This window comes from Rhodobacter capsulatus SB 1003 (genome assembly GCF_000021865.1).
Taxonomy (GTDB): domain Bacteria; phylum Pseudomonadota; class Alphaproteobacteria; order Rhodobacterales; family Rhodobacteraceae; genus Rhodobacter; species Rhodobacter capsulatus_B.
Genome location: NC_014034.1, coordinates 1,132,258 through 1,149,516, shown reverse-complemented (window position 1 = coordinate 1,149,516; position 17,259 = coordinate 1,132,258). Strand labels below are relative to the sequence as shown.

Below are 17,259 nucleotides of genomic sequence, written 5' to 3'. Positions count from 1 at the left end.
TTATTCCCGTGACCTGCCCGCCGGTCCCCCCGCGCAGAGGCGGCGCGTGGCGAGTCGCAGGCAGAGCGGAACGGAACCGGGGCAGGCCCGCCCGGGGCTGCGGGCGGCCTCCGGGGACGGGCCTTGCGGTTGCGGGCCGGATGCGCCCTCAGCGATGCGCCAGATACTCCGCCGAAACATAGCCCGAGACCTCGGGCCTGTCGGTGAGCGAAACCCGGCACCAGACTTTTCCTGCCTTGGTCACACAGGCACCCCGCGTCAGGCGCGTTCCGTCGGGCAGGCCCAGGATGATCTTGTGATCAAGGCCCGGCCCCGCGCGCAGCTTCAAAAGATCGTCCGGCCCCGCACCTTTGACCACGGCGCCGTTCCCGGGCGCACAGGCGGTGGCGATCAGCAGGGCAAGAAGGGCTGCAAGATGAAGTCGCATGATCTGTCCTGACGCGTTTTTTTGCCTGCATACGACATCCTCGGGCGCGACGAAAGCCGGGCCGCCGCCGCAAGCTAGCGGAACAGCTTTTGCAGGCGGGGGCGCAGATGCAGGAAGCGGCGATAGGCAACCTCGAAGGCCGGAGCAAGGGGCGGCCAGCCCGCCAGAAGCCCGAACGGGCGCAAAAGCGGGATGGCCCGCCACATCGCCCCGAAGGCCGCCGCGCCCGAAAGCAGCCGGCCGTTCTCCTCCGCATGAAACCGGGCAAGCAGCGCGGCGCGGTCGATCGGGCAAGTGGCATCGGGGAGGCGAAGATCGACGAAGCGGATCGCCCCGCGCCGGTCAAGCCTGCGCATCAGCGCGATCTCGCGCTGGCAAAGCGGACAGGCGCCGTCGAACCATACCGTCACATGGGCCGTCATGCCGGACCTCATTTTCGCAGGGGGTGCGGTTTCGATATGGGCCGGATCCTGCGCCGGTCAAGGCGGCGGACCGGCGCGCGTGACGCCCCCCGCTTCCGCCGACCCCGGGGCGATCTCTTGCCCGGGCGTCAGGCGACGTGTTGCGCCGCGCCGCCGCGGCCCTCTTTCTGGTCGCGTTCCTGGATGGCGATCAACTCCGCCAGCAGCAGCCGGATCTCCTGCGCGGCCCCGCCCAGCGGCGCCACATCGCGTCTTGCCGCCTCGGACAGCTGCCGCTGCAAGGCCGCCACCTGCAGCTCCAGATCGGCGATCCGCTCCTGCGATGCCGCGGCCGTCCGCGTCGCCAGACGCTCCTCGATCCGCGTCAGCAGATCCTCGACCCAGGCCGGGGGCGCACCCGGCGCGGCCGCTTTCTGCGTCGCCGCAAGCGTCGCGACCTGAGCTTCGAGCGCACGCATCTGCCGTCGCAGATCCTGTTGCTGCGCAAGGCCTTGCGCCGAGAACACCACCAGCTGCTGATCCAGCCGGGCGATGCCTTCGCGCAGCTGCTTGCGCATCCGGTCCACCGCCAGCGCATTGTCCTCAAGCGCGCGTCCGACATGCTCCGTGCCGACGCCGCGCAGCCCCTCGACCCCGGCGTCGATCTTGTCGAGCAGCCCGATCATGTGGCGCATCACCGTTTCGACACCCTTCCAGATCACCGAGATCTGGCTGTGCTGCCAATCCTCCTCCGGCGCGGCGGGCTCCGCAGAAACCGCAGTTTCCGTCCCGGCCGTCATTTCCTGCGATGTCGTCGCAAATTGCGGATCGGTCGTGCCGTCGTGCATGCCACTCTCCTGCGCTGAACCTGTCTCGGTTTTAAAAGCGCGCAGATAAGATTTCGTGAACGCTGTCGGCACAAACTGTTTCCGCTTAACGGCACCTTTACCCCGCGGGCGCACCCTTTGCGCTGTGATTCAAGGGTATCCCGCATGACCGAGACCGATATTCAGACGCAGCCCCCGCTTCCCGATGGTCTCATCGGTTCCGTCATGGCCTCCGTCCTCGTGCTGCATTTGAATGCAGAGGGGATCGTGGATTTCTGTTCGGATCATGCGCTTGAAGAATGGTCGATCGACGCGGCGGAAATCATCGGCCAAAAATTCCTGGACCTGATCGGCCCGCACTGCGATTTCGCGCTTGAGGCCGAATCCCGTTTGCAGGGCCTTTCGGAGGGCGAGGGATTTTCCCAGCGTTTTGAAATACGTCTGCCGAACGGGCGCAACTTCTGGCTGAAGGCCGCCCTGACCCCGACCCGCTGCGACGCCGGGACGTTCCGCGGCGTGACGATCACCGCCCTTGACGTCAGCCATGCGCAGCGGCGGGAATTCGACATCCGCACCCGGCTTGCCGCGATCGAGAACACGCAGCTGACCGCGGAATTCATGGCCGGGGGCATGATCCTCTCCGCCAACGCTGTTTTCTGCAATGCACTGGGCTACGACCCGAGCGAACTCGTCTGCGAAGACGCGCGCCGGCTGCAGGATGACGCGATCCTGAGCGATGCGGATTATGCCGAATTCTGGTCCGACCGCGATGCCGGTCTGCCCTTTGTCGGGGAATTGCAGCTGCGGTCGAAATCCGGGCGCGACATCTTCATTCAGGGCTCGCTCGATCCGGTGATGGATGCGGCGGGCTGCGTCGACCGGATCGTGCTTTATGCCACCGACGTGACCGAACGCAAAACCGCGCTGAACGCCCTGTCCCGGGCGATCGCGCTGATGAAACAGGGCGAGCTGGAAGCCCGGATCGAGGATCCGTTCAACATCGAGCTGGAACCGCTGCGCGAAGACTTCAACCAGATGGTCGCGGGGCTGAAGAGCCTCGTGACGGCGATTTCCGCCGAAGCGCAGGAGGTGAGCCAGATCTCGGGCCAGGTGGCGGCCTCGGCCGAGGTGCTGCAGGGCCGCTCGGACGAACAAAGCCACACGCTGTCGCAGACCCTGCAGACGATCGACGCGACCGCGCGCAAGATCGAAACCACGGCCAAGACCGCCAGCGCGGGCAACCATGTCGCCGAAATGAGCCTGCAGCGGGTCACCGAAAGCGGCCAGGCCGTCGGCTCGGTCAAGGACGCGATGGAGGCGATTCGCACCGTCAGCGGCCAGATCCATCGCTTCACCAGCCTGATCAACTCGATCGCCCTGCAATCGCGCATCCTGGGCTTCAACGCCGCCGTCGAGGCCGCCCGTGCCGGAGAGGCGGGCCGGGGCTTCACCATCGTCGCGAACGAGGTGCGCTCGCTTGCGACCAAGACCGCCGATGCCGCCACGGAAATCACCGGCCTTGTCAGCGGGATCGAGAAAAGCATTCAGGTGGCCAGCGATCGGGTGACGGATTCGGGCAAGGCCATCGGCCATGTCGAGACGGCGGTGCAGGAATTGCACGAGCAGATGGGCCGGATCACCACGCAATGCGCGGCGCAATCGGTGGCGATGCAGGAACTGGCCGGGCAGATGGGGGCCATGGACCGCCTGACCCGGGACAACCGGCAGATGGCGCAGGAAAATCAGGTTGTCGCGGCAGGATTGCTGGAAAAATCCGACACCTTGATGAACAAGATGTCTCTATTCCATCTGGACGAAGCCACATCCGAAACGGTGGAATGGAAATCAAGCCGGAACAGGCGGGACGAAAATCCCTCCGCGGCGGAATGGCGGCACACCGGCTGAGGGTTAAACCCAGTCCGCCCCGATATATTTTCTCTCCGAAGGCCGCGCAATTTCCCGCGGCCTTTTTGATTATCCATTCGCGAACCATGCTTGCAGTTAAACATGATTGGGCACTTCGGTTATTCGCGGATTTACGGCGGTTTAAGCCCTTCATCCTAAAGTAGTTTGGGGCAGACAGAATGCCCGTTTCACAACCTGAGGAGAGCCCTATGGCCATCGAAAAGAGCCTTGCTTCGGCCAGCATCGCCGAAGTCATCGACCGTGTTCTCGACAAGGGCATCGTTGTCGATGCCTTCGTCCGGATTTCCCTTGTCGGGATCGAACTGCTGGCGATCGAACTGCGTGCCGTCGTCGCGTCGGTCGAAACCTGGCTGAAATATGCCGAGGCCATCGGGCTTACGGTCGATCCGCAGACCCCCTGATCCGGATCGTCATGCCGGGGGATCGGCGGCGGCGGAGGGATGACGCAGACCCTGTGCCACCGCTTCGATATGCCCGGCAAGCGGTCTGTCGGCGCGAAGCCCGGGCGAGACCGCCCGGATCCGGTCCCGCAGATCCCGCGCCGTAAGCGACCATCCGGCCTGCCCCTCGGGGTCGTCAAGCAGATCCATCGCCTGGGCAAGGGCAAGCGCCAGGATCGCCTGGATCTGCGACAGGGGCAGCAGCTGCGCCCGCGCCCTCCGCGCGGCAATCGTTCCCATCGAGACCACATCCTGATTGGCGCCATTGGTCGACAGCGACTGCACCGAAACCGGCGTGGCATTCGCCCGCATTTCCGCCAGAAGCGCCGTCGCCGTGACCTGCGCCCCCATGAAGCCCGATTGCAGCCCCGCCTGCCCCCCGTGCAGGAAGGCGGGCAGGCCCTTGTTCAGCTTTTCGTCGGTCAGCCGGGCGATCTGACGCTCGACCAGGCCCGCCAGCGTCACCAGCGCCGCGTTCAGCGCATCGGAGGCAAGGGCGACATGCACGCCCATGAAATTGCCGCCGTGCAGGGCGGGCACCGCGCAGCCCTCGGGAAAGATCGGATTGTCGGTGACGGAATTGAGCTCGCAGGTGACGACACGATCGTGCCAGTCCAGCGTGTCCCAGACCGCGCCGACCAGTTGCGGCACCACGCGCAGACTGTAGGCATCCTGCGCCGGATGATCTTCGGGCCGCAGATCCGCGGCGGTCAGCCGCCGCGCCGCGGTCAGGGTCCGACAGACCCGCCCCGCCCCATCCAGCGCCTGCGCCAGCCGCTCGGTCGCCCGCAGCTGCCCCGGATGCGGGCGCAGCTCTGCGAAAGCCGGATGCCAGGCTTCGGCATGACCGGACAAGACCTCCATCAGGACCGCGCTGTGCCGAAGCGCGGCGTCGATCGCCCGCGCCGCCTCGACCCCGGTCAGGGCCGCAATCGCGGTCATCGCCGAGGTGCCATTCACCAGCGCCAGCCCGTCACGGGCCGCCAGCGTCAGCGGACCGCCGCAGAGCCGATCCATCACCGCCCCGGCCTCCTGCACGCGGCCCGAGGGGTCGATCATCCGCCCCCGTCCCTGCAGCGCCAGCACCATATGCGCAAGCGGGGTCAGATCGCCCGAGGCGCCCACCGTTCCCTGCGCCGGAACCTCGGGGGCAAACCCCGCATTGAGCACCGCAACGATCCGGTCGATCGTCTCCGGCGAGGCCCCCGACGCGCCTTGCAGGATCGAGTTGAGCCGCGCCAGCATCAACGCCCGCGCCTCGGCCCAGCTCAGTTTCGGCCCGACGCCGGTGGCCAGATGATAGATCAGGTTCTGCTGCAGCTCCGCCCCCTGATCGGCCCCGATCAGACGGTTCGCCAGCGGGCCGAAGCCGGTGGTGATGCCGTAAATGTGGCGCTGCTCGGCGATGGCGTGCTCAAGCCGGGCATGGGCCCGCGCGCAGCGCTCGCGCAGCGCGGGGGTCACCGAAATCCGGCTGCGATGTGTCGCGATGGCCTCGCATTGGACAAGTGTCAGCGCCCCGTCCAGCGCGAGGCAGTCCTTGGCCGTCTGTGACTGCAGGGTCATCCGCTTTCTCCCGATGGTTGCATCGAGCATAGCGGCAACATGGCTAACGCAGGGTTAATGCCGATCGGCCGCGCGCGCGAAAGCGATCCAGCCGCCCAGATCCAGAATCCGTCCCGCCAGCCCCATCCGCGCCGTCAATTCGGCGCAATCCGCGGCGGCAAGGTCTTCCAGCCGGTGGATGTCGCATTCCTTCAGCATCCAGATCAGCCCCGGACCCGCCCCGGGCAGACGTGCGAGATCCGATCTGCGATCCTCCGCGGCGCCCTCTGCCGCACTCGCGCAGGGCGTGTGCGTCTCGGACGGCGCGCCGGAAATCTCCGCCGCGGGATCCGCGGCACTTGGGACCGCGGCGGCATCGGCGGCGAGCTCCGGGTCCGGCATCGGCGCCTCCGGCAGGGCAACGTCTTCGGCCGCGCCGACCTCGGGCTCGGACGGCGGCTCCGGCGCGGCGCAACACGGGTCTTCCGCCCCGGTCGCCCCCTCCAAAGCCGCAAGGGCGGGACGTTCCGGCGCGACCGGGCATTCCGTCGCCGCGGGCTCCGCCGTCACGCAATCCGCAGCCGGGATCTCCGCCATCGGCGCCTCGGCGACCGGATCTTCGGCCGTCTCCGCCGCCCGGGCGCGCGCCTGCAGCATCCGGCGCATGCCCGGCGAGAGCGGCACCCCGGGCCGGGCCTGCGCCGGCGGCGGAAGGGCCGCGGGTTCGGGTGCGGGCGGCTCCGGGGCCGCTGCGACGGCGGTCTCCGGGGCAGTTGCGACGGCGGGCTCCGGCGCGGGCGTCCCGGCGGCCTCGATCTCCGGCGCGGGGAGAAGGACGGCCTCCTCTGCGGGCTCGGGGGCGGGCTCTGTCCCGCTCTCGGTCCCGCTTTCTGGCGCACGCGCCGCCTCCCGGGCCGCAATGCGCTCCATGCGCAGCTGGCGCAAATGATCGCGCGCCGCCCCGCGCACGAATGCGGCGCGCGCGCGATAGGCGGTGAACCCCTCGGTCATCGGCAATCCTTCCCTTCGATGTCGCTCCAGAGCGCAAGCGCCTCGCCCCGCAACTGGTCAAACTTGTCCTGCAGCGCCCGATTGGCCGCGAGAAGCAGAAGATCCTCCAGCCGATCCTCGGCCAGACACTCGGCGGAGCAGCCCGCCTCGACGCCCGGCGGACGGGCGGGGGCCTGCAGCGCTTCAAGCCAGCAGATCAGCGTCGCCAGATCCTCGGCACGGCGCTGCATCGCCTGCATCCCGGGCAGGACGACCGATCCGGCAAAGCCTCCGGCCGCGTCCCGGCACAGCAGGATCTGTCCGGCCGCGGGATCGGTGCGATCCCAGCACAGCGCGCACAGCACCTCGGCAGGCGCGGCCGCGGCCCGCGCCTCGGGCTGCGCCTTGCGCTTCGGAGCTGCGACACCGGGGGACCTTGCAGGGCCGGTTGCGCGGGATTTCTTGCTCATGATTCGGCCTGGGGGCTGTCTGCACTCATCAGGCGAGTAGACGCGAGCGCCGTAAAATAGCCGTAAACGGCTTTTCCCGGGGGAAAACACCCCGGAAAGTCATCTTTCATCAACCGTCAGTTGAAAGTTTCGGAAATCCGCATTTGCGCCCCGGGAAAGAAATCCGACAGGTAACGGACCATCTCGCTCGCGCGCGCGCGATCAGAGAAGACATAAATCAGCTCCGCCGCCCCGTCCGGCACGACCGTCAGCCTGATGAGGGGTTGCCAGGAGTAACCCGCCATTTTCCATTTCCTCGATTTGCCTAAAACAGGCTCGCGCGTTTTAGCGATTTGTTCAAGCCTTGGGCCCACCTTTTTCCGCAAGTTCGACTGGGTCGCCTCGAAGGGCGGGCCTGCAAGTTGGAGAGGAGTGAGCTACGGATGGATATTGTTGGACAGCTGATGACCGATAACGGGCGCTACACCTTCCGTAGCGACACCCTGAACCTGCGGGTGACGGGCGACTTCCCGGAATGGGTCATGGCGGCGGCCGCCGAGATGGTGGGGATCGTCGCCAGACGCGAGGTCGACTCGAAGATCGATGAACTGCAGGCGCTCGTCGAATTCGGCGAAGCCTCGGAGATCGAGATCGACTCGGTCAAATACGACGCCAAGGAACGGTTCGAAATCATCCCGCAATGCGTGGTGACGATGGGCCGGACCGACTACCGCTGGGTTGCCCCCGAGGGCCGCGCCAAGCACTGCGCCACGTTCGACGGCAATCCCGTCACCCGGGTGCACGACATGTCCATGACCCGCAACGACAGCTTTCTCGACAACGAGAACGGCGTCGACACCAGCGGCCACTAATTCAACCTGCGCGAGGAAAGAACATGGAAATCATTCCGTTCGGGACGAACGACATCGACAACATCCTGGCGCGCGAGCCCGCGCGTGCGGAAAGCCTGCCGTTCGGCGCCGTGCTTCTCGACCGCATGGGGCGGATCGCCAAATACAACAAGGCCGAGGGGCTGATCGCGGGCCGCGATCCCTCGACGGTGATCGGCCGCGATTTCTTCAACGAGATCGCGCCCTGCGCCAAGGGCAAGCGGTTCCACGGGGAATTCCTGAAATTCAACCGCACCGGCCAGGCCAATGTGATGCTGGACTACAAGTTCAATTACAAGGGCGCCGAAGTGGCGGTGAAGATCCACCTCAAGTCCCAACCCGACGGCCAGTTCTGCTGGCTCTTCGTGAAGCGGGCCTGAGCCGTGGCCGCACCCCGGCCCGACATCTCCGTCTCGATCTCGCCCGCGCTGCTGCAGCTGCGGCGCGCGGGTCGGGGGCGGGACCCGGCCGGGGGATCCGACAGGCTGCCGACGCCGGCCCGCCCGCCCGAAAGGGCCGCTGCGGCGCCGGTCCGGCAGGGGGCCCCGCTTCTGCCGGAACCGGAACTCAGGCCGCAGGCGCAAGGGCCGGTGACGGCGCCGCCCCCCGACGCCGGGGACACCGACACCTGCCCTTTGGCGCTGCGCGAACGGATCCGCCTGCGTCGGGACGGCGCGCGCCCGCTCGTGTTTCTGGGCGCCGCCTTGCTCGAAGAGACGGACGCGGCCGATTTGCAGCTGGCAGACTGCCCGGTGACGGTCCGCCAGCACCTGGCGCTTTATCTGAGCGCCGACGACAGCCTTGTCCTCGCGGCCCAGCGCGAGATCGAGGGGGTCGCGGCCGCCCGTCCGATGCATCTGGCGCGGCGGGTGACGGATCTGGCGCAACTGCCCCGGCTGCTGGCGGGGCTCGATCCTCTGGTCCTGCTGCTCGATCCGGTTGGCCTGACGCCAAGCGAGGCCGAGCGGGGGGCAATGGAAACCTTCTTCGGCCAAGCGCCGCGGCGGCTGATGTCGCATCTGCGGGGCACGGTTCAACAGTGACAGACTTGGAGGCATCATGGCCTATATGACGGAAAGCAAGCAATTCGCGGCTCCCCAACAGGCTTACGAGGAAACCGCCCCGTATGGAGATCCCTCGATGCTGGATTACAGCCTGCGCCGCGTCGGTGCGCGCCCGCTGCAATTCCGCGGCGCGGAACTGGGCATGGCGATGAGCTTCACGCCCGATCTGCCCTACTGGTACGAGATCAACCTGTTCCGCACCGCCGATGGCGGGTTCGTGACGGCGATCAAGACCTTCTTCTCCTCGGTGGACGAGCGCGACGTGTTCCGCGCCTGGCAGGCCGACACGCTGGACGAGGCGATTTCGCAATTCGAAGCCTTCGATCCGGCGCAGGATGTGCGTCCGCAGGCGAAGCTGGGCGGGGCCGGGCTGTCGGCGGCAGAGCTTTACGGTCAGGCGCTCGAATTGCAGGCGCGCATTGCCGCCGTCCGGCAGCATTACGCCGCGCTTCTGGGCGAGTTCCTTTATGAACTCGACGATGCCTGAGGTCCGGCGCGCCGGCTCCGGGGCCTTGTCGCCCCCGGCCCCCGGCCCGGACGGCCTCGGCGCGGTCCTGCCACAAGCCCCCGACGCCGCGATGGTGCGCCGTCTTCTGATCAGCCTGATCCGCGCCGAGGCCCGGCGCGGGCGCAACCAGATCCTGCCCGAAGCCGCCTTCACCGGCGATCCGCGCATCGACGAGGAGGGTCTCGGCTTCGACTCGCTCGCCCGGCTCGACCTGATCGGGGCGGTGCGCGATTTCTTCGACCTCTCCCGCACCGGGATCGAGGATTACGTCTATGTCGAACCGACCCTGCAGGGCTGGATCGACCGGATCATGCAGCATTTCGACCTTCTGGCCGCCCGGTCCGAAACCGCGCAGGCGGTGTTTCGCACCTCCGGATCGACCGGCACGCCAAAGCCGATCCCGCATCCCTGGCCGAAGCTGATGCGCGAAGCCGCCAGCATGGCCCGCGATCAGGGCCTCGTCCCCGCGCCCGGCGGCGCGGTGATCGGGCTCGTTCCCGCGCACCACCTGTTCGGCTGCCTGTTCACGGCGCTTCTGCCAGAACTCGCAGGTGCGGCCCTGCGCGATCTGACCGCCGCGCCGCCCGCCTCGGCGCTGCGCACGGCGCAGCCCGGCGATCTGATCATCGCCACGCCGCATCTTTGGGCGCATCTGGGCGCGGCCGGAGCCTTCCCGCCCGGTCTGCGCGGGGTCAGTTCCGGTGCGCCGATGCCCGACGCGCTGTGGCACAGCCTGCTTGCGGCAGGGCTTGAGGATCTGACCGAGGTCTATGGCGCCTCGGAAACCGGCGGCATCGGCCTGCGCAGGGCCCCCGGCGCCGCTTTCACCCTGCTGCCGTTCCTGTCCCGCAGCGCCGATGACGGGATTTCCGACGGCCCCGCCCCCTTGCCGCTGCAGGATCGGCTGCGCTGGACCGGGCCGGTCCGCTTCGTGATCGAGGGACGCCTCGATCAGGCGCTGCAGGTCGGCGGCGTCAATGTCCGTCTGGGACATGTGAAATCCGTGCTGGAAGCCGAGCCCGGGGTCGAGGCGCTTGCGCTGCGGCTTGGCGGCGACCGGCTGAAGGCTTTCGTGGTCTGCGCCGCCGATGCGGAAGCCGGGCTGGAGGCGCGGCTGCGTGCCCGCGCCGAAGCCGGGCTTGACGCCCCGGCGCGGCCGCAACACTATCGCTTCGGTCGCGCCCTGCCGCTGACCCGCGAAGGCAAGGCCCGGGATTGGGACTGACCGCCGCCGCTCAGACGCTGCGGCCCAGAGGGCCAAGATCCAGGATCAGATCCGCTGGCTGAAGGCCGAATTTCGCCGCCACCTCATGCAGGGCCGCTTCGGCCCGCATCAGGGTCAGGCCCAGTGTCTCTTCCTGTTCCGGCGTCAGGCTGCCCGCTTCCATCCGCCGGATCGCCTGCAATTCCATAAGCTTGCGCAACAGCTCGACGATGCCGAGCACAAGCCGCGCCAGATCCTGCTCGACCCGTTCGGGATCAAGCGTCAGCCGCCCCCCCGCCGCCAGGCTGCGCGCGGCCTGCGACAGCACCGCATCGACATCCCCAAGCTCAAGATGCATCGCGGCGCTCATGTCACGGCTCCGCCCGGGCCCGCCTCGAGCGCGGCAAAGGCCAGCGGCGGCAGCGGCGCGATCACGTCCCAAAGACCGCCCCGCCCGTCGCGGTCGAGATCCGCCGAGAGAGCCGCCGCGAAGGCCTGCAAGCCCGCGCGTGGCACAAGCACCGCCCGGCGCAGCCGCAGTTGCCCGGCTGTTCCGCTTGGGGCAAGCGTCACGACCTGTCCCTCCCGCGGGAAAAGCGCGCGGACCACCCGCCGCACCTGCGCCTCGAAATCTGCGTTCGCCCTGGCCTCGCGCGTGGCCCGTTCCGCCCGATCTTGCAACCAACTGCGTCCCCCCGAGATCTCGCGTCGCACAAGGCCAAGGTCGGTTCGGCACATTTCCAATTGCACGATCACCTGCAGTCGGCCCCGAATATGCCGATGTGCCCGCTCCAGATCCGGGCCGCGCGTCGCGACGAGCCGCTCCGCCTCTGCCCGTGTCGGGGCAAGGCGCGGGCTGAGCGGCAGGACATCCACGGCGGCACGGCACCATCCGACCTGACGGCGCAGACGGGCCTCCGGGGTCTCATCCGCGGCGGCGCCCATCAGCACCCAGCCGCCGTGGCAGCCGATGACATCCGGCAGATCCGCCCTCCAGGGGGCCAGGCCGCTGATCCGGGGCTCACTCATGCGACCGCAAGGCCTCGGGGGACGCCAGAACCGCGCTCAGACCGACATAGACCAGCTCGACATCGGCGACGGTCAGCCACAGATCGCCATGCAGCACGATACCATGCCCCAAAAGCCCGTCGAGCAGATCGGCAAGCCCCCCGGAGGGCGCGTCGAACACCTCTTCGGGGCCGAAAAGCCGCAAGCTGAACCGGTCATCCATCCAGCGCCTCCAGAATCTCCGCAGCAAAACGATAGGGCGGCCAGGGGCCGTCAAGGGTAAGGTCGAGCCCCGCCGCATCGAAGCGATCGGCCTGCGCGGCCAGCCAGCGGTCGAGCCCGGCGCCGTCGTCGCGCGCGATCAGAAGATGCCAGCGGGATCCGCCCTCGCGCGGGGCGGGCGCCGCCAGCGAGGCCACGCCCTGAGCGCGAAGCGCGTCCTGCAGACCGGCCAAGGTCTGCTGTCGATCCGTCTGCCGGGCCTGACCGCGGTCGCGGACCGCCTTGCGGGCGCGCAGCCAATCCGCCCCGGTCGCCGCGGGCGGCGGCAGATCCGGGGGCCGTGCCGCAGGCACAATCGTCAGCACCATCTCTTCCTTGTCGGCGAGGGCGTCAAGCGCCGCGCGCAGCTGCGCCGCCTTGGGCGCCAGCGCCGTCTGCAGCGCGGCTTGCGACGAAAACACCGTCCCCAGCCGTACCGGCAACACCGGCCCCCGCCGATGCCAGGCCGAAATCAGCGCATGATGGGCAAGCGCAGCCGCCTGCGCCGTTTCGGGGGTATCAAGCGCGTCCCCGGCCTCGGAGACCAGCGCCGCGACGCCACCCAGAACGACAGCGCACCGGGCGGGCGGGGCGGCCGCGGCGCTCCACCCGTCGGGCGACACGAATCCATGCAGCGCAAGCCCTGTCATGCCGCCTCGCCAGAGCTGGTCAGGCCAGATTTGCGCCCCCCGGGGCGAAGATGCACAAGATGCGGCAGGGTGGCGGCGCCCGAAAGGCCAAGCGCCGCGATATCCCCCGCGCGCAGCAGCAGCCGCGCCGCGGCACGGATCTGTTCGGCGGCATTGGCGGCCAGATCCGGGCTGCGCAGGGCCGCCTTCGCGGCCTCGGTGACGGCCTCCGGTCCGGCCTCCGGCGCCACCTTCAGCAGGTCGGCCGCGGCCGCCAGCGCCGCGACATCGGCGCGGTCGATGTCCACAAGCGCATGGCTGATCGGCGCGCTGGGGCCGATCAGCCGCAGCCGCAGGCCCTCGCTCCAGAGCGCGTCGATCGCCTGCAGCGCCGCATCCAGGCGGGGCTCGTCCTCGGGCCGCAGCAAGAACACGAGGTTGAGCAGACAGCCCGGCGCCCGCGGCTGTTCGACCGGATCCTCCGCGACCGGGTCGAGCAGGCGCAGGGCGGTGGCGCTCAGCCGGTCCGCAAGCGCCGTGATGGCCTGGCGCAGCGCCTCGGGGGTGACCGCGGCGCCCGAAAACAGCGGCGCAAGTTCGGGACTGTCGCGAAAGGCCGCAAGCACGCGGCTTTCATCCCAGTCGAGGGCAAGCTGAAAATGGCGCCGGGGGCCGATCTCGGCGGCAAGACGCGCGATCAGCGGCGCATCAAGCCGCAGCAGCAGCGCGGCCTCCTCCGGCGTGCAGGCGATGCCCGCGGCGAAGGGCAGGACAGATCCCATCGCCATCAGCGCCTCCAGTCGGCTGTGATGGCGCACGGCCGTCTGCTTCGGCCCGCCGGTCAGGCGCTCGGCCCAGCCCGGCGCGGGCGCCAGAACGGCCGTCGCCCCCCTGCCGACGACACCCGTCAGCCCCGAAGGCAGCTGGGCCGCTTCGCATGGCAGGATGGCAATGATCTCATGGGCCACCGGATCGTGCCTCCGCAGCTTGCCCGCGTTTCAGGCGATCGAGCAGGATTTCTTCCGCAAATTCATATTCTTCCTCGGTGATCTCCCCGGCTTCGAGCTGCTGTTCAAGACCGCGCAGCAGGCGCCGCACCGTGCCCGGATCGGTCAATTCGCTCTCGGCCGTCTCGGCGATCTTCTCGACGATCCAGAGCGCGCCGGTGATCGGCAACTCCACCGGGGCCAGCAAAAGCTTGCGCAACAGGCCCATCAGGCGGCCTCCGAGGTATTGTCGAACGCCAGGCTGAGCGAGAGGAAGTGATAGGGCGGCGCGGGGCCGATCACCTGCAGCTCCGGTTCGGCGGCGCCCGCAAAGCCCAGCGCCGCGGCCAGATCATGCGCGATGCGCGAAAAGGCGTCGACCCCCGCGGCCGGGATCAGGAATTCGGCGCGCAGCACTTCGACATCCTCCTCGGGCGCGCGCAGGACGTGGTCGCGCACATGCGGGCGCAGCGCCGCCAGCAGCCGCTTCTGGTCGCGCGTGCGCCGCGCGTCCAGTGCCTCTGCCAGACGGCGACCGAAATCGGCCCGGGCGAAATGGGCCCCGGCCCCCTGCCCCATCAGCCGGTCCCGCTCGGCCACGAAATCCGGCGTTTCGGCCATCAGCTGGGCCAGCGCCCGGTCCCGCGGGAAGCGCACGCGCAGCCCGATTTCCACAGGATCCAGAAGACGTTGCGCATGACCGACCAGCTCCGCGCGGCGCTCGTGGATCATCCGCGCGACCTCCGCCAGATCCTGGGCGATGACGCCGAAGCGCACCGGCAGACAGGTGGCAAGCGGCATCAGCGCCTCGAGCATGCGGGTATGGGCCAGCATGTTGCGCCGCGTCTGGGAGATTTCCGCAAGGTCACAGGGGCAATGGACCAGCAGCATGCCCTCCACCGCCGACAGCGCGACCGGACCGCCAAGGCTTGTCACGCCCGCGGCCGCGGCCTGCATCTGCGCCAGCGTGCCGCGCGCCGGGGGGGCCAGAAGGCCGTAAAGATAATGTCCCATGGCTCAATCCGGATCGAAACGCAGGGTGCCGCCGCCGATCGAGACGCGCCAGGCGGCGCCGAGGCGCAGGTTCGGCAGGTCGATCTCGACCGGGGGATCTTCCCCGAAAGCGACGGTCAGCCTGCCACCGGACAGATCCAGACTGACCCCCGTCATCGGCGCCTGAGCGGCGGCGTCGGGGGACGGCATGTCCGCACCGGCCGCATCCTCCACGATCTCCGCGGCCTCCGGCGCTGCGGCAGCCTGTCGGCGTTCCGCCAGAAACTCGTCGACCGAGCCGACGAAGCTGCGCGTGCGGCTGCGGGCCGTGCCCTGCGGCACGGCCGACAGGGCTTCCTCGAAGGTCTGGCCAAGTCGGCCGAGAAGCTGCGAGAAACGCCGTTCGATCTCTTCGAACGCCTCGCGCCCCTGCTCGGGAGGGTTGGGGGGGCTGGTCATGGGGCCTCCTTGTAACGACGGAAAACGGGTTGCACGACGTCTGCCGAGGACGCCTCGGGGGCCGCGCACAGGGCGGAAGACCCGGCGGCGGCAAGGCCCCGGAGCGCAGGCTCGGCCAGGGCGGGCGCGGCGCCGACCTGCGCGCCCAGCGCGGAAAGCTGCGCCTCGAGCTGCGCAAGACGGTCGCGCAGGGCGGCGGTTTCGGTTTCGGTCTCGGGCGCGGGTTCGCCCGGGCGGAGGCGGCCGTTCAGATAGGGATCGTGGCTCCACCAGTCGATCCCCATTTCGCGCGCCTTGTCGACGGTGGCGATCAGCAGCCGCAGGCGGATGGTCAGCAGCTCGATGCCCACCAGCGAGACCGACACGTCCCCGGCGATCACGATCCCCTTGTCGAGGATGCGCTCGAGGACGTCCGCAAGCCCTTCCGGCTGCGAGGCGCTGCGATAGCCCATCAGCCGTCCTCTCGGTGATACCTGCGCAGGCGGGAATATCCGACCAGACTGCCATCGGCGCCGAAGCCGATCCGGTAGCAGCACAAAAGATCGTTCGTGCCCATCTTGGCCTTGGCTTCCAGCACGTCGATGTCGATCGTCCAGCCGCCATGGGCGTTCAGTTCCGAATTCACCACGGCGTCGACGGCGCGTCCGGTCAGTTCCTCGGCGGTGCGGCTGGCCAGCGCCAGCGCCTCGATCAGGGCCATGCCCCCGGCTTCGGCCTTCCAGCTTTCACCGGCGGCAGGCGTTGCGGGGCCGGTGGTGGTGGGGCCGGGCGCCGCGGCCGCAGCCGGCGCGGCAAGGCTTTGCGCCTCGGCAAAGGGGTCGATCTGCTTGGCACCGGCGCTCACGGCTCTTTTCCTTCCATCAATCGGTTCAGATTGTTGCGGATCGTCTCCGAGGTGCGGACAAGGCGGCGCGAAAAGGCGGCGCCGCGTTGCCGCGCGGTCTCGATTTCGTTGAGCAGCCGGGCGCGCTCGAATTCAAGGCGCAGCAGCTGCGCGGCGATTTCGAAGCGGGTGCGCGGCATCCGGCGCGCGGCATTGGGCGGCTGCGGGATCGTCACCCGGCGGAGCTTCTTCATCGCGCGCCTCCCGCACAGGCGGCCGGGGCGGGATCGGGCCGCAACAGCAGCGCCATGACATCGTCGATATCGCTGCCGCGCATCCGCGTGCCCAGAACATCGGCGCAGATCTGCACGAAGACCGGATCGGCGGGATCGGGCGCGACACCGGCCGCCCGGGCCAGCCGCGCGATCATGATGCCCGAGCGCATTGAAATCTCCATCGTGCCGGGCTTTTCGGCCCGCAACAGGTGGATCAGCGCACAGATGGCGCGGGCATCCGCCGGATCTGTGCGCGCAGCTGTGGCCACGATCCCGACCTCGGTTTCAAACGACATCCCGTCAAGCGAAAAGGTGATCATCCGGTCCAAAAGCGCATCGGGCACCGCCTGCACCCCCACGTAATCGCGCGGATTGGAGGTGAGGATGACGCGAAAGTCGGGATGCGCGACGATGTGGCTGCGCCCCGCGGCGGGGTCGGAAAGCGGCAGAACCCCCTCTTCGATCACCGACAGAAGGGCCGCGTTCGCCTCGGGGCGGGAGCGCGAAAACTCGTCATAGACAAGGACATGGCCGTCGCGCATGGCGCGGGCAAGCGGCGCCTCCTGCCAGTCGATCCGGCTCTTGCGCTCGGCGCGGCGCACCGAGGAAATGTAATGGTCCTGCACCGTCGAGACGGTTTCGCCCAGATCGCGGCCGAAGATGTCGGCGCGGCCAAGCCAGTCGTTGCCGACGAAAAAGGTCACCGGACGGGCGAAGCGTTGCGCCAGATGCAGCGCCAGCGTGGTCTTGCCGACCCCGGCCGGACCGCGGAAATGAATGGCGATCCCCTCGCGCAGGTAGATTTCCGCGCGATCAAGCAGCGATCGCAACTCCTCGTCTTCAAAAAGCGGCGTGCGCGCATCGCCCCAGGGCAGGTCCCGCGGGATCGTCATGCGTGCCGTCGCAGGATCCGTCTGCGGCACCGCGGCGGCGCTGGCAATCGGGGGCGACGTGTTGGGCAATGTGGGCGTGACCTGGTTCACGTCGGCCTCCCGGTCCGGTCGTTGGCTCTGCACGCGATCTTCTGTGCGAAAACATGCTTAACCCCCACAACTTAAGAACGAGTGAATAAAAACAGCTCGAAACGGACCGAAGACGACCCGAACCCCAATGTGCCTTGGCTCCCGGCCGCCCGCCGCAGCCGCAAAACGGGC

The 17,259-nt window shown here is 68.6% G+C and carries 26 protein-coding genes; 7 read left to right on the top strand and 19 right to left on the bottom strand.

All coding sequences use genetic code 11. From position 1 onward, the window contains the following. Nucleotides 1-148: 148 nt before the first annotated feature. From RCAP_RS05395 to RCAP_RS05385, 3 genes are all read right to left on the bottom strand, one after another. On the bottom strand, nt 149-427 hold the full coding sequence (locus tag RCAP_RS05395) for an SH3 domain-containing protein (RefSeq protein WP_013066817.1): 279 nt from the start codon (nt 425-427) through the stop codon (nt 149-151). A 74-nt stretch (nt 428-501) separates the two neighbouring features. Then, entirely contained in the window at nt 502-849 is a 348-nt protein-coding gene (locus RCAP_RS05390; protein ID WP_013066816.1) for a thiol-disulfide oxidoreductase DCC family protein, read from the bottom strand. Between the two features lie 128 nt (nt 850-977). After that, on the bottom strand, nt 978-1,676 hold the full coding sequence (locus RCAP_RS05385) for a hypothetical protein (protein ID WP_013066815.1): 699 nt from the start codon (nt 1,674-1,676) through the stop codon (nt 978-980). Between the two features lie 144 nt (nt 1,677-1,820). On the opposite strand from RCAP_RS05385, the gene RCAP_RS05380 reads away from it, so the two are divergent. Beyond that, nucleotides 1,821-3,560 carry a methyl-accepting chemotaxis protein gene (locus RCAP_RS05380; RefSeq protein ID WP_013066814.1) on the top strand — a complete coding sequence of 580 codons (1,740 nt, stop codon included), beginning with the start codon at nt 1,821-1,823 and terminating at the stop codon, nt 3,558-3,560. Between the two features lie 209 nt (nt 3,561-3,769). Next, on the top strand, nt 3,770-3,982 hold the full coding sequence (gene gvpA / locus RCAP_RS05375; protein ID WP_013066812.1) for a gas vesicle structural protein GvpA: 213 nt from the start codon (nt 3,770-3,772) through the stop codon (nt 3,980-3,982). A gap of 9 nt (nt 3,983-3,991) precedes the next feature. Here the strand turns inward: gvpA and RCAP_RS05370 are convergent, their stop codons facing one another. The 4 genes from RCAP_RS05370 to RCAP_RS19205 all read right to left on the bottom strand — a co-directional run bounded on the left by RCAP_RS05370 (nt 3,992) and on the right by RCAP_RS19205 (nt 7,391). Continuing rightward, nucleotides 3,992-5,587: an HAL/PAL/TAL family ammonia-lyase gene (locus RCAP_RS05370; protein ID WP_013066811.1), complete on the bottom strand. Its 1,596-nt coding sequence runs from the start codon at nt 5,585-5,587 to the stop codon at nt 3,992-3,994. A 54-nt stretch (nt 5,588-5,641) separates the two neighbouring features. Continuing rightward, the gene (locus RCAP_RS19535) at nt 5,642-6,577 is read right to left on the bottom strand and encodes a hypothetical protein (protein ID WP_013066810.1); all 936 of its coding nucleotides are present in this window, start codon (nt 6,575-6,577) and stop codon (nt 5,642-5,644) included. Continuing rightward, nucleotides 6,574-7,026 carry a hypothetical protein gene (locus tag RCAP_RS05360; RefSeq protein WP_013066809.1) on the bottom strand — a complete coding sequence of 151 codons (453 nt, stop codon included), beginning with the start codon at nt 7,024-7,026 and terminating at the stop codon, nt 6,574-6,576. The genes RCAP_RS19535 and RCAP_RS05360 overlap by 4 nt, the downstream gene beginning before the upstream one ends. 116 nt (nt 7,027-7,142) lie before the next feature. Continuing rightward, nucleotides 7,143-7,391 carry a hypothetical protein gene (locus tag RCAP_RS19205; RefSeq protein ID WP_131725992.1) on the bottom strand — a complete coding sequence of 83 codons (249 nt, stop codon included), beginning with the start codon at nt 7,389-7,391 and terminating at the stop codon, nt 7,143-7,145. A gap of 57 nt (nt 7,392-7,448) precedes the next feature. Between RCAP_RS19205 and RCAP_RS05355 the strand changes: the two genes are divergently transcribed. Genes RCAP_RS05355 through pcl form a run of 5 tightly spaced genes read left to right on the top strand, consistent with a single transcriptional unit; the run spans nt 7,449 to nt 10,692 of the window. Next, nucleotides 7,449-7,877 (top strand): hypothetical protein, encoded by a 429-nt coding sequence (locus RCAP_RS05355; RefSeq protein WP_013066806.1) that lies wholly within the window; start codon nt 7,449-7,451, stop codon nt 7,875-7,877. A 23-nt stretch (nt 7,878-7,900) separates the two neighbouring features. Beyond that, nucleotides 7,901-8,275: a photoactive yellow protein gene (gene pyp / locus RCAP_RS05350; protein ID WP_013066805.1), complete on the top strand. Its 375-nt coding sequence runs from the start codon at nt 7,901-7,903 to the stop codon at nt 8,273-8,275. A 3-nt stretch (nt 8,276-8,278) separates the two neighbouring features. After that, nucleotides 8,279-8,938: a hypothetical protein gene (locus RCAP_RS05345; RefSeq protein ID WP_013066804.1), complete on the top strand. Its 660-nt coding sequence runs from the start codon at nt 8,279-8,281 to the stop codon at nt 8,936-8,938. Between the two features lie 16 nt (nt 8,939-8,954). Continuing rightward, the gene (locus RCAP_RS19530) at nt 8,955-9,446 is read left to right on the top strand and encodes a hypothetical protein (protein ID WP_013066803.1); all 492 of its coding nucleotides are present in this window, start codon (nt 8,955-8,957) and stop codon (nt 9,444-9,446) included. Next, the gene (gene pcl, locus RCAP_RS05335; protein ID WP_023911149.1) at nt 9,427-10,692 is read left to right on the top strand and encodes a 4-coumarate--CoA ligase; all 1,266 of its coding nucleotides are present in this window, start codon (nt 9,427-9,429) and stop codon (nt 10,690-10,692) included. The genes RCAP_RS19530 and pcl overlap by 20 nt, the downstream gene beginning before the upstream one ends. Nucleotides 10,693-10,702: 10 nt before the next feature. Here the strand turns inward: pcl and RCAP_RS05330 are convergent, their stop codons facing one another. From RCAP_RS05330 to RCAP_RS05275, 12 genes are read right to left on the bottom strand one after another with little or no spacing between them, the layout of a single operon-like run. Next, entirely contained in the window at nt 10,703-11,041 is a 339-nt protein-coding gene (locus RCAP_RS05330) for a gas vesicle protein K (protein ID WP_013066801.1), read from the bottom strand. Further along, the gene (locus tag RCAP_RS05325) at nt 11,038-11,700 is read right to left on the bottom strand and encodes a GvpL/GvpF family gas vesicle protein (protein WP_013066800.1); all 663 of its coding nucleotides are present in this window, start codon (nt 11,698-11,700) and stop codon (nt 11,038-11,040) included. The genes RCAP_RS05330 and RCAP_RS05325 overlap by 4 nt, the downstream gene beginning before the upstream one ends. Continuing rightward, nucleotides 11,693-11,902: a gas vesicle protein gene (locus RCAP_RS05320; RefSeq protein WP_013066799.1), complete on the bottom strand. Its 210-nt coding sequence runs from the start codon at nt 11,900-11,902 to the stop codon at nt 11,693-11,695. The genes RCAP_RS05325 and RCAP_RS05320 overlap by 8 nt, the downstream gene beginning before the upstream one ends. Further along, a complete protein-coding gene (locus RCAP_RS05315) occupies nt 11,895-12,590 on the bottom strand; it encodes a GvpL/GvpF family gas vesicle protein (protein ID WP_013066798.1) in 696 nt (231 codons plus the stop codon). Before RCAP_RS05315 ends, RCAP_RS05320 begins: the two co-directional genes overlap by 8 nt. After that, on the bottom strand, nt 12,587-13,537 hold the full coding sequence (locus tag RCAP_RS05310; protein WP_013066797.1) for a GvpL/GvpF family gas vesicle protein: 951 nt from the start codon (nt 13,535-13,537) through the stop codon (nt 12,587-12,589). The genes RCAP_RS05315 and RCAP_RS05310 overlap by 4 nt, the downstream gene beginning before the upstream one ends. Beyond that, complete coding sequence (locus RCAP_RS05305; protein WP_013066796.1) at nt 13,527-13,784, bottom strand: gas vesicle protein GvpG; 258 nt, start codon at nt 13,782-13,784, stop codon at nt 13,527-13,529. The genes RCAP_RS05310 and RCAP_RS05305 overlap by 11 nt, the downstream gene beginning before the upstream one ends. Beyond that, nucleotides 13,784-14,569, bottom strand: a complete 786-nt coding sequence (locus tag RCAP_RS05300; RefSeq protein WP_013066795.1) for a GvpL/GvpF family gas vesicle protein — start codon at nt 14,567-14,569, stop codon at nt 13,784-13,786. The genes RCAP_RS05305 and RCAP_RS05300 overlap by 1 nt, the downstream gene beginning before the upstream one ends. A gap of 3 nt (nt 14,570-14,572) precedes the next feature. Next, nucleotides 14,573-15,007, bottom strand: a complete 435-nt coding sequence (locus tag RCAP_RS05295) for a hypothetical protein (RefSeq protein ID WP_013066794.1) — start codon at nt 15,005-15,007, stop codon at nt 14,573-14,575. After that, the gene (locus RCAP_RS20215; RefSeq protein ID WP_013066793.1) at nt 15,004-15,459 is read right to left on the bottom strand and encodes a gas vesicle protein; all 456 of its coding nucleotides are present in this window, start codon (nt 15,457-15,459) and stop codon (nt 15,004-15,006) included. Before RCAP_RS20215 ends, RCAP_RS05295 begins: the two co-directional genes overlap by 4 nt. Beyond that, entirely contained in the window at nt 15,459-15,851 is a 393-nt protein-coding gene (gvpO, locus tag RCAP_RS05285) for a gas vesicle protein GvpO (protein ID WP_013066792.1), read from the bottom strand. Before gvpO ends, RCAP_RS20215 begins: the two co-directional genes overlap by 1 nt. Continuing rightward, complete coding sequence (locus tag RCAP_RS05280) at nt 15,848-16,084, bottom strand: hypothetical protein (RefSeq protein ID WP_013066791.1); 237 nt, start codon at nt 16,082-16,084, stop codon at nt 15,848-15,850. The genes gvpO and RCAP_RS05280 overlap by 4 nt, the downstream gene beginning before the upstream one ends. Then, nucleotides 16,081-17,088: an AAA family ATPase gene (locus tag RCAP_RS05275; protein ID WP_131618285.1), complete on the bottom strand. Its 1,008-nt coding sequence runs from the start codon at nt 17,086-17,088 to the stop codon at nt 16,081-16,083. The genes RCAP_RS05280 and RCAP_RS05275 overlap by 4 nt, the downstream gene beginning before the upstream one ends. Nucleotides 17,089-17,259: the final 171 nt, after the last annotated feature.

Coding starts and splice junctions, on each gene's coding strand:
- RCAP_RS05360 (WP_013066809.1), bottom strand. CDS start 7,026: ATGAGCAAGAAATCCCGCGCAACCGGCCCTGCAAGGTCCCCCGGTGTC.
- pyp (WP_013066805.1), top strand. CDS start 7,901: ATGGAAATCATTCCGTTCGGGACGAACGACATCGACAACATCCTGGCG.
- RCAP_RS20215 (WP_013066793.1), bottom strand. CDS start 15,459: ATGGGCTATCGCAGCGCCTCGCAGCCGGAAGGGCTTGCGGACGTCCTC.
- RCAP_RS05390 (WP_013066816.1), bottom strand. CDS start 849: ATGACGGCCCATGTGACGGTATGGTTCGACGGCGCCTGTCCGCTTTGC.
- RCAP_RS05315 (WP_013066798.1), bottom strand. CDS start 12,590: ATGACAGGGCTTGCGCTGCATGGATTCGTGTCGCCCGACGGGTGGAGC.
- RCAP_RS05300 (WP_013066795.1), bottom strand. CDS start 14,569: ATGGGACATTATCTTTACGGCCTTCTGGCCCCCCCGGCGCGCGGCACG.
- gvpA (WP_013066812.1), top strand. CDS start 3,770: ATGGCCATCGAAAAGAGCCTTGCTTCGGCCAGCATCGCCGAAGTCATC.
- RCAP_RS05320 (WP_013066799.1), bottom strand. CDS start 11,902: ATGGATGACCGGTTCAGCTTGCGGCTTTTCGGCCCCGAAGAGGTGTTC.
- RCAP_RS05380 (WP_013066814.1), top strand. CDS start 1,821: ATGACCGAGACCGATATTCAGACGCAGCCCCCGCTTCCCGATGGTCTC.
- RCAP_RS05280 (WP_013066791.1), bottom strand. CDS start 16,084: ATGAAGAAGCTCCGCCGGGTGACGATCCCGCAGCCGCCCAATGCCGCG.
- RCAP_RS05355 (WP_013066806.1), top strand. CDS start 7,449: ATGGATATTGTTGGACAGCTGATGACCGATAACGGGCGCTACACCTTC.
- RCAP_RS05305 (WP_013066796.1), bottom strand. CDS start 13,784: ATGGGCCTGTTGCGCAAGCTTTTGCTGGCCCCGGTGGAGTTGCCGATC.
- pcl (WP_023911149.1), top strand. CDS start 9,427: ATGAACTCGACGATGCCTGAGGTCCGGCGCGCCGGCTCCGGGGCCTTG.
- RCAP_RS05330 (WP_013066801.1), bottom strand. CDS start 11,041: ATGAGCGCCGCGATGCATCTTGAGCTTGGGGATGTCGATGCGGTGCTG.
- RCAP_RS05370 (WP_013066811.1), bottom strand. CDS start 5,587: ATGACCCTGCAGTCACAGACGGCCAAGGACTGCCTCGCGCTGGACGGG.
- RCAP_RS05385 (WP_013066815.1), bottom strand. CDS start 1,676: ATGCACGACGGCACGACCGATCCGCAATTTGCGACGACATCGCAGGAA.
- RCAP_RS05325 (WP_013066800.1), bottom strand. CDS start 11,700: ATGAGTGAGCCCCGGATCAGCGGCCTGGCCCCCTGGAGGGCGGATCTG.
- RCAP_RS19535 (WP_013066810.1), bottom strand. CDS start 6,577: ATGACCGAGGGGTTCACCGCCTATCGCGCGCGCGCCGCATTCGTGCGC.
- RCAP_RS05295 (WP_013066794.1), bottom strand. CDS start 15,007: ATGACCAGCCCCCCCAACCCTCCCGAGCAGGGGCGCGAGGCGTTCGAA.
- RCAP_RS05395 (WP_013066817.1), bottom strand. CDS start 427: ATGCGACTTCATCTTGCAGCCCTTCTTGCCCTGCTGATCGCCACCGCC.
- RCAP_RS19530 (WP_013066803.1), top strand. CDS start 8,955: ATGGCCTATATGACGGAAAGCAAGCAATTCGCGGCTCCCCAACAGGCT.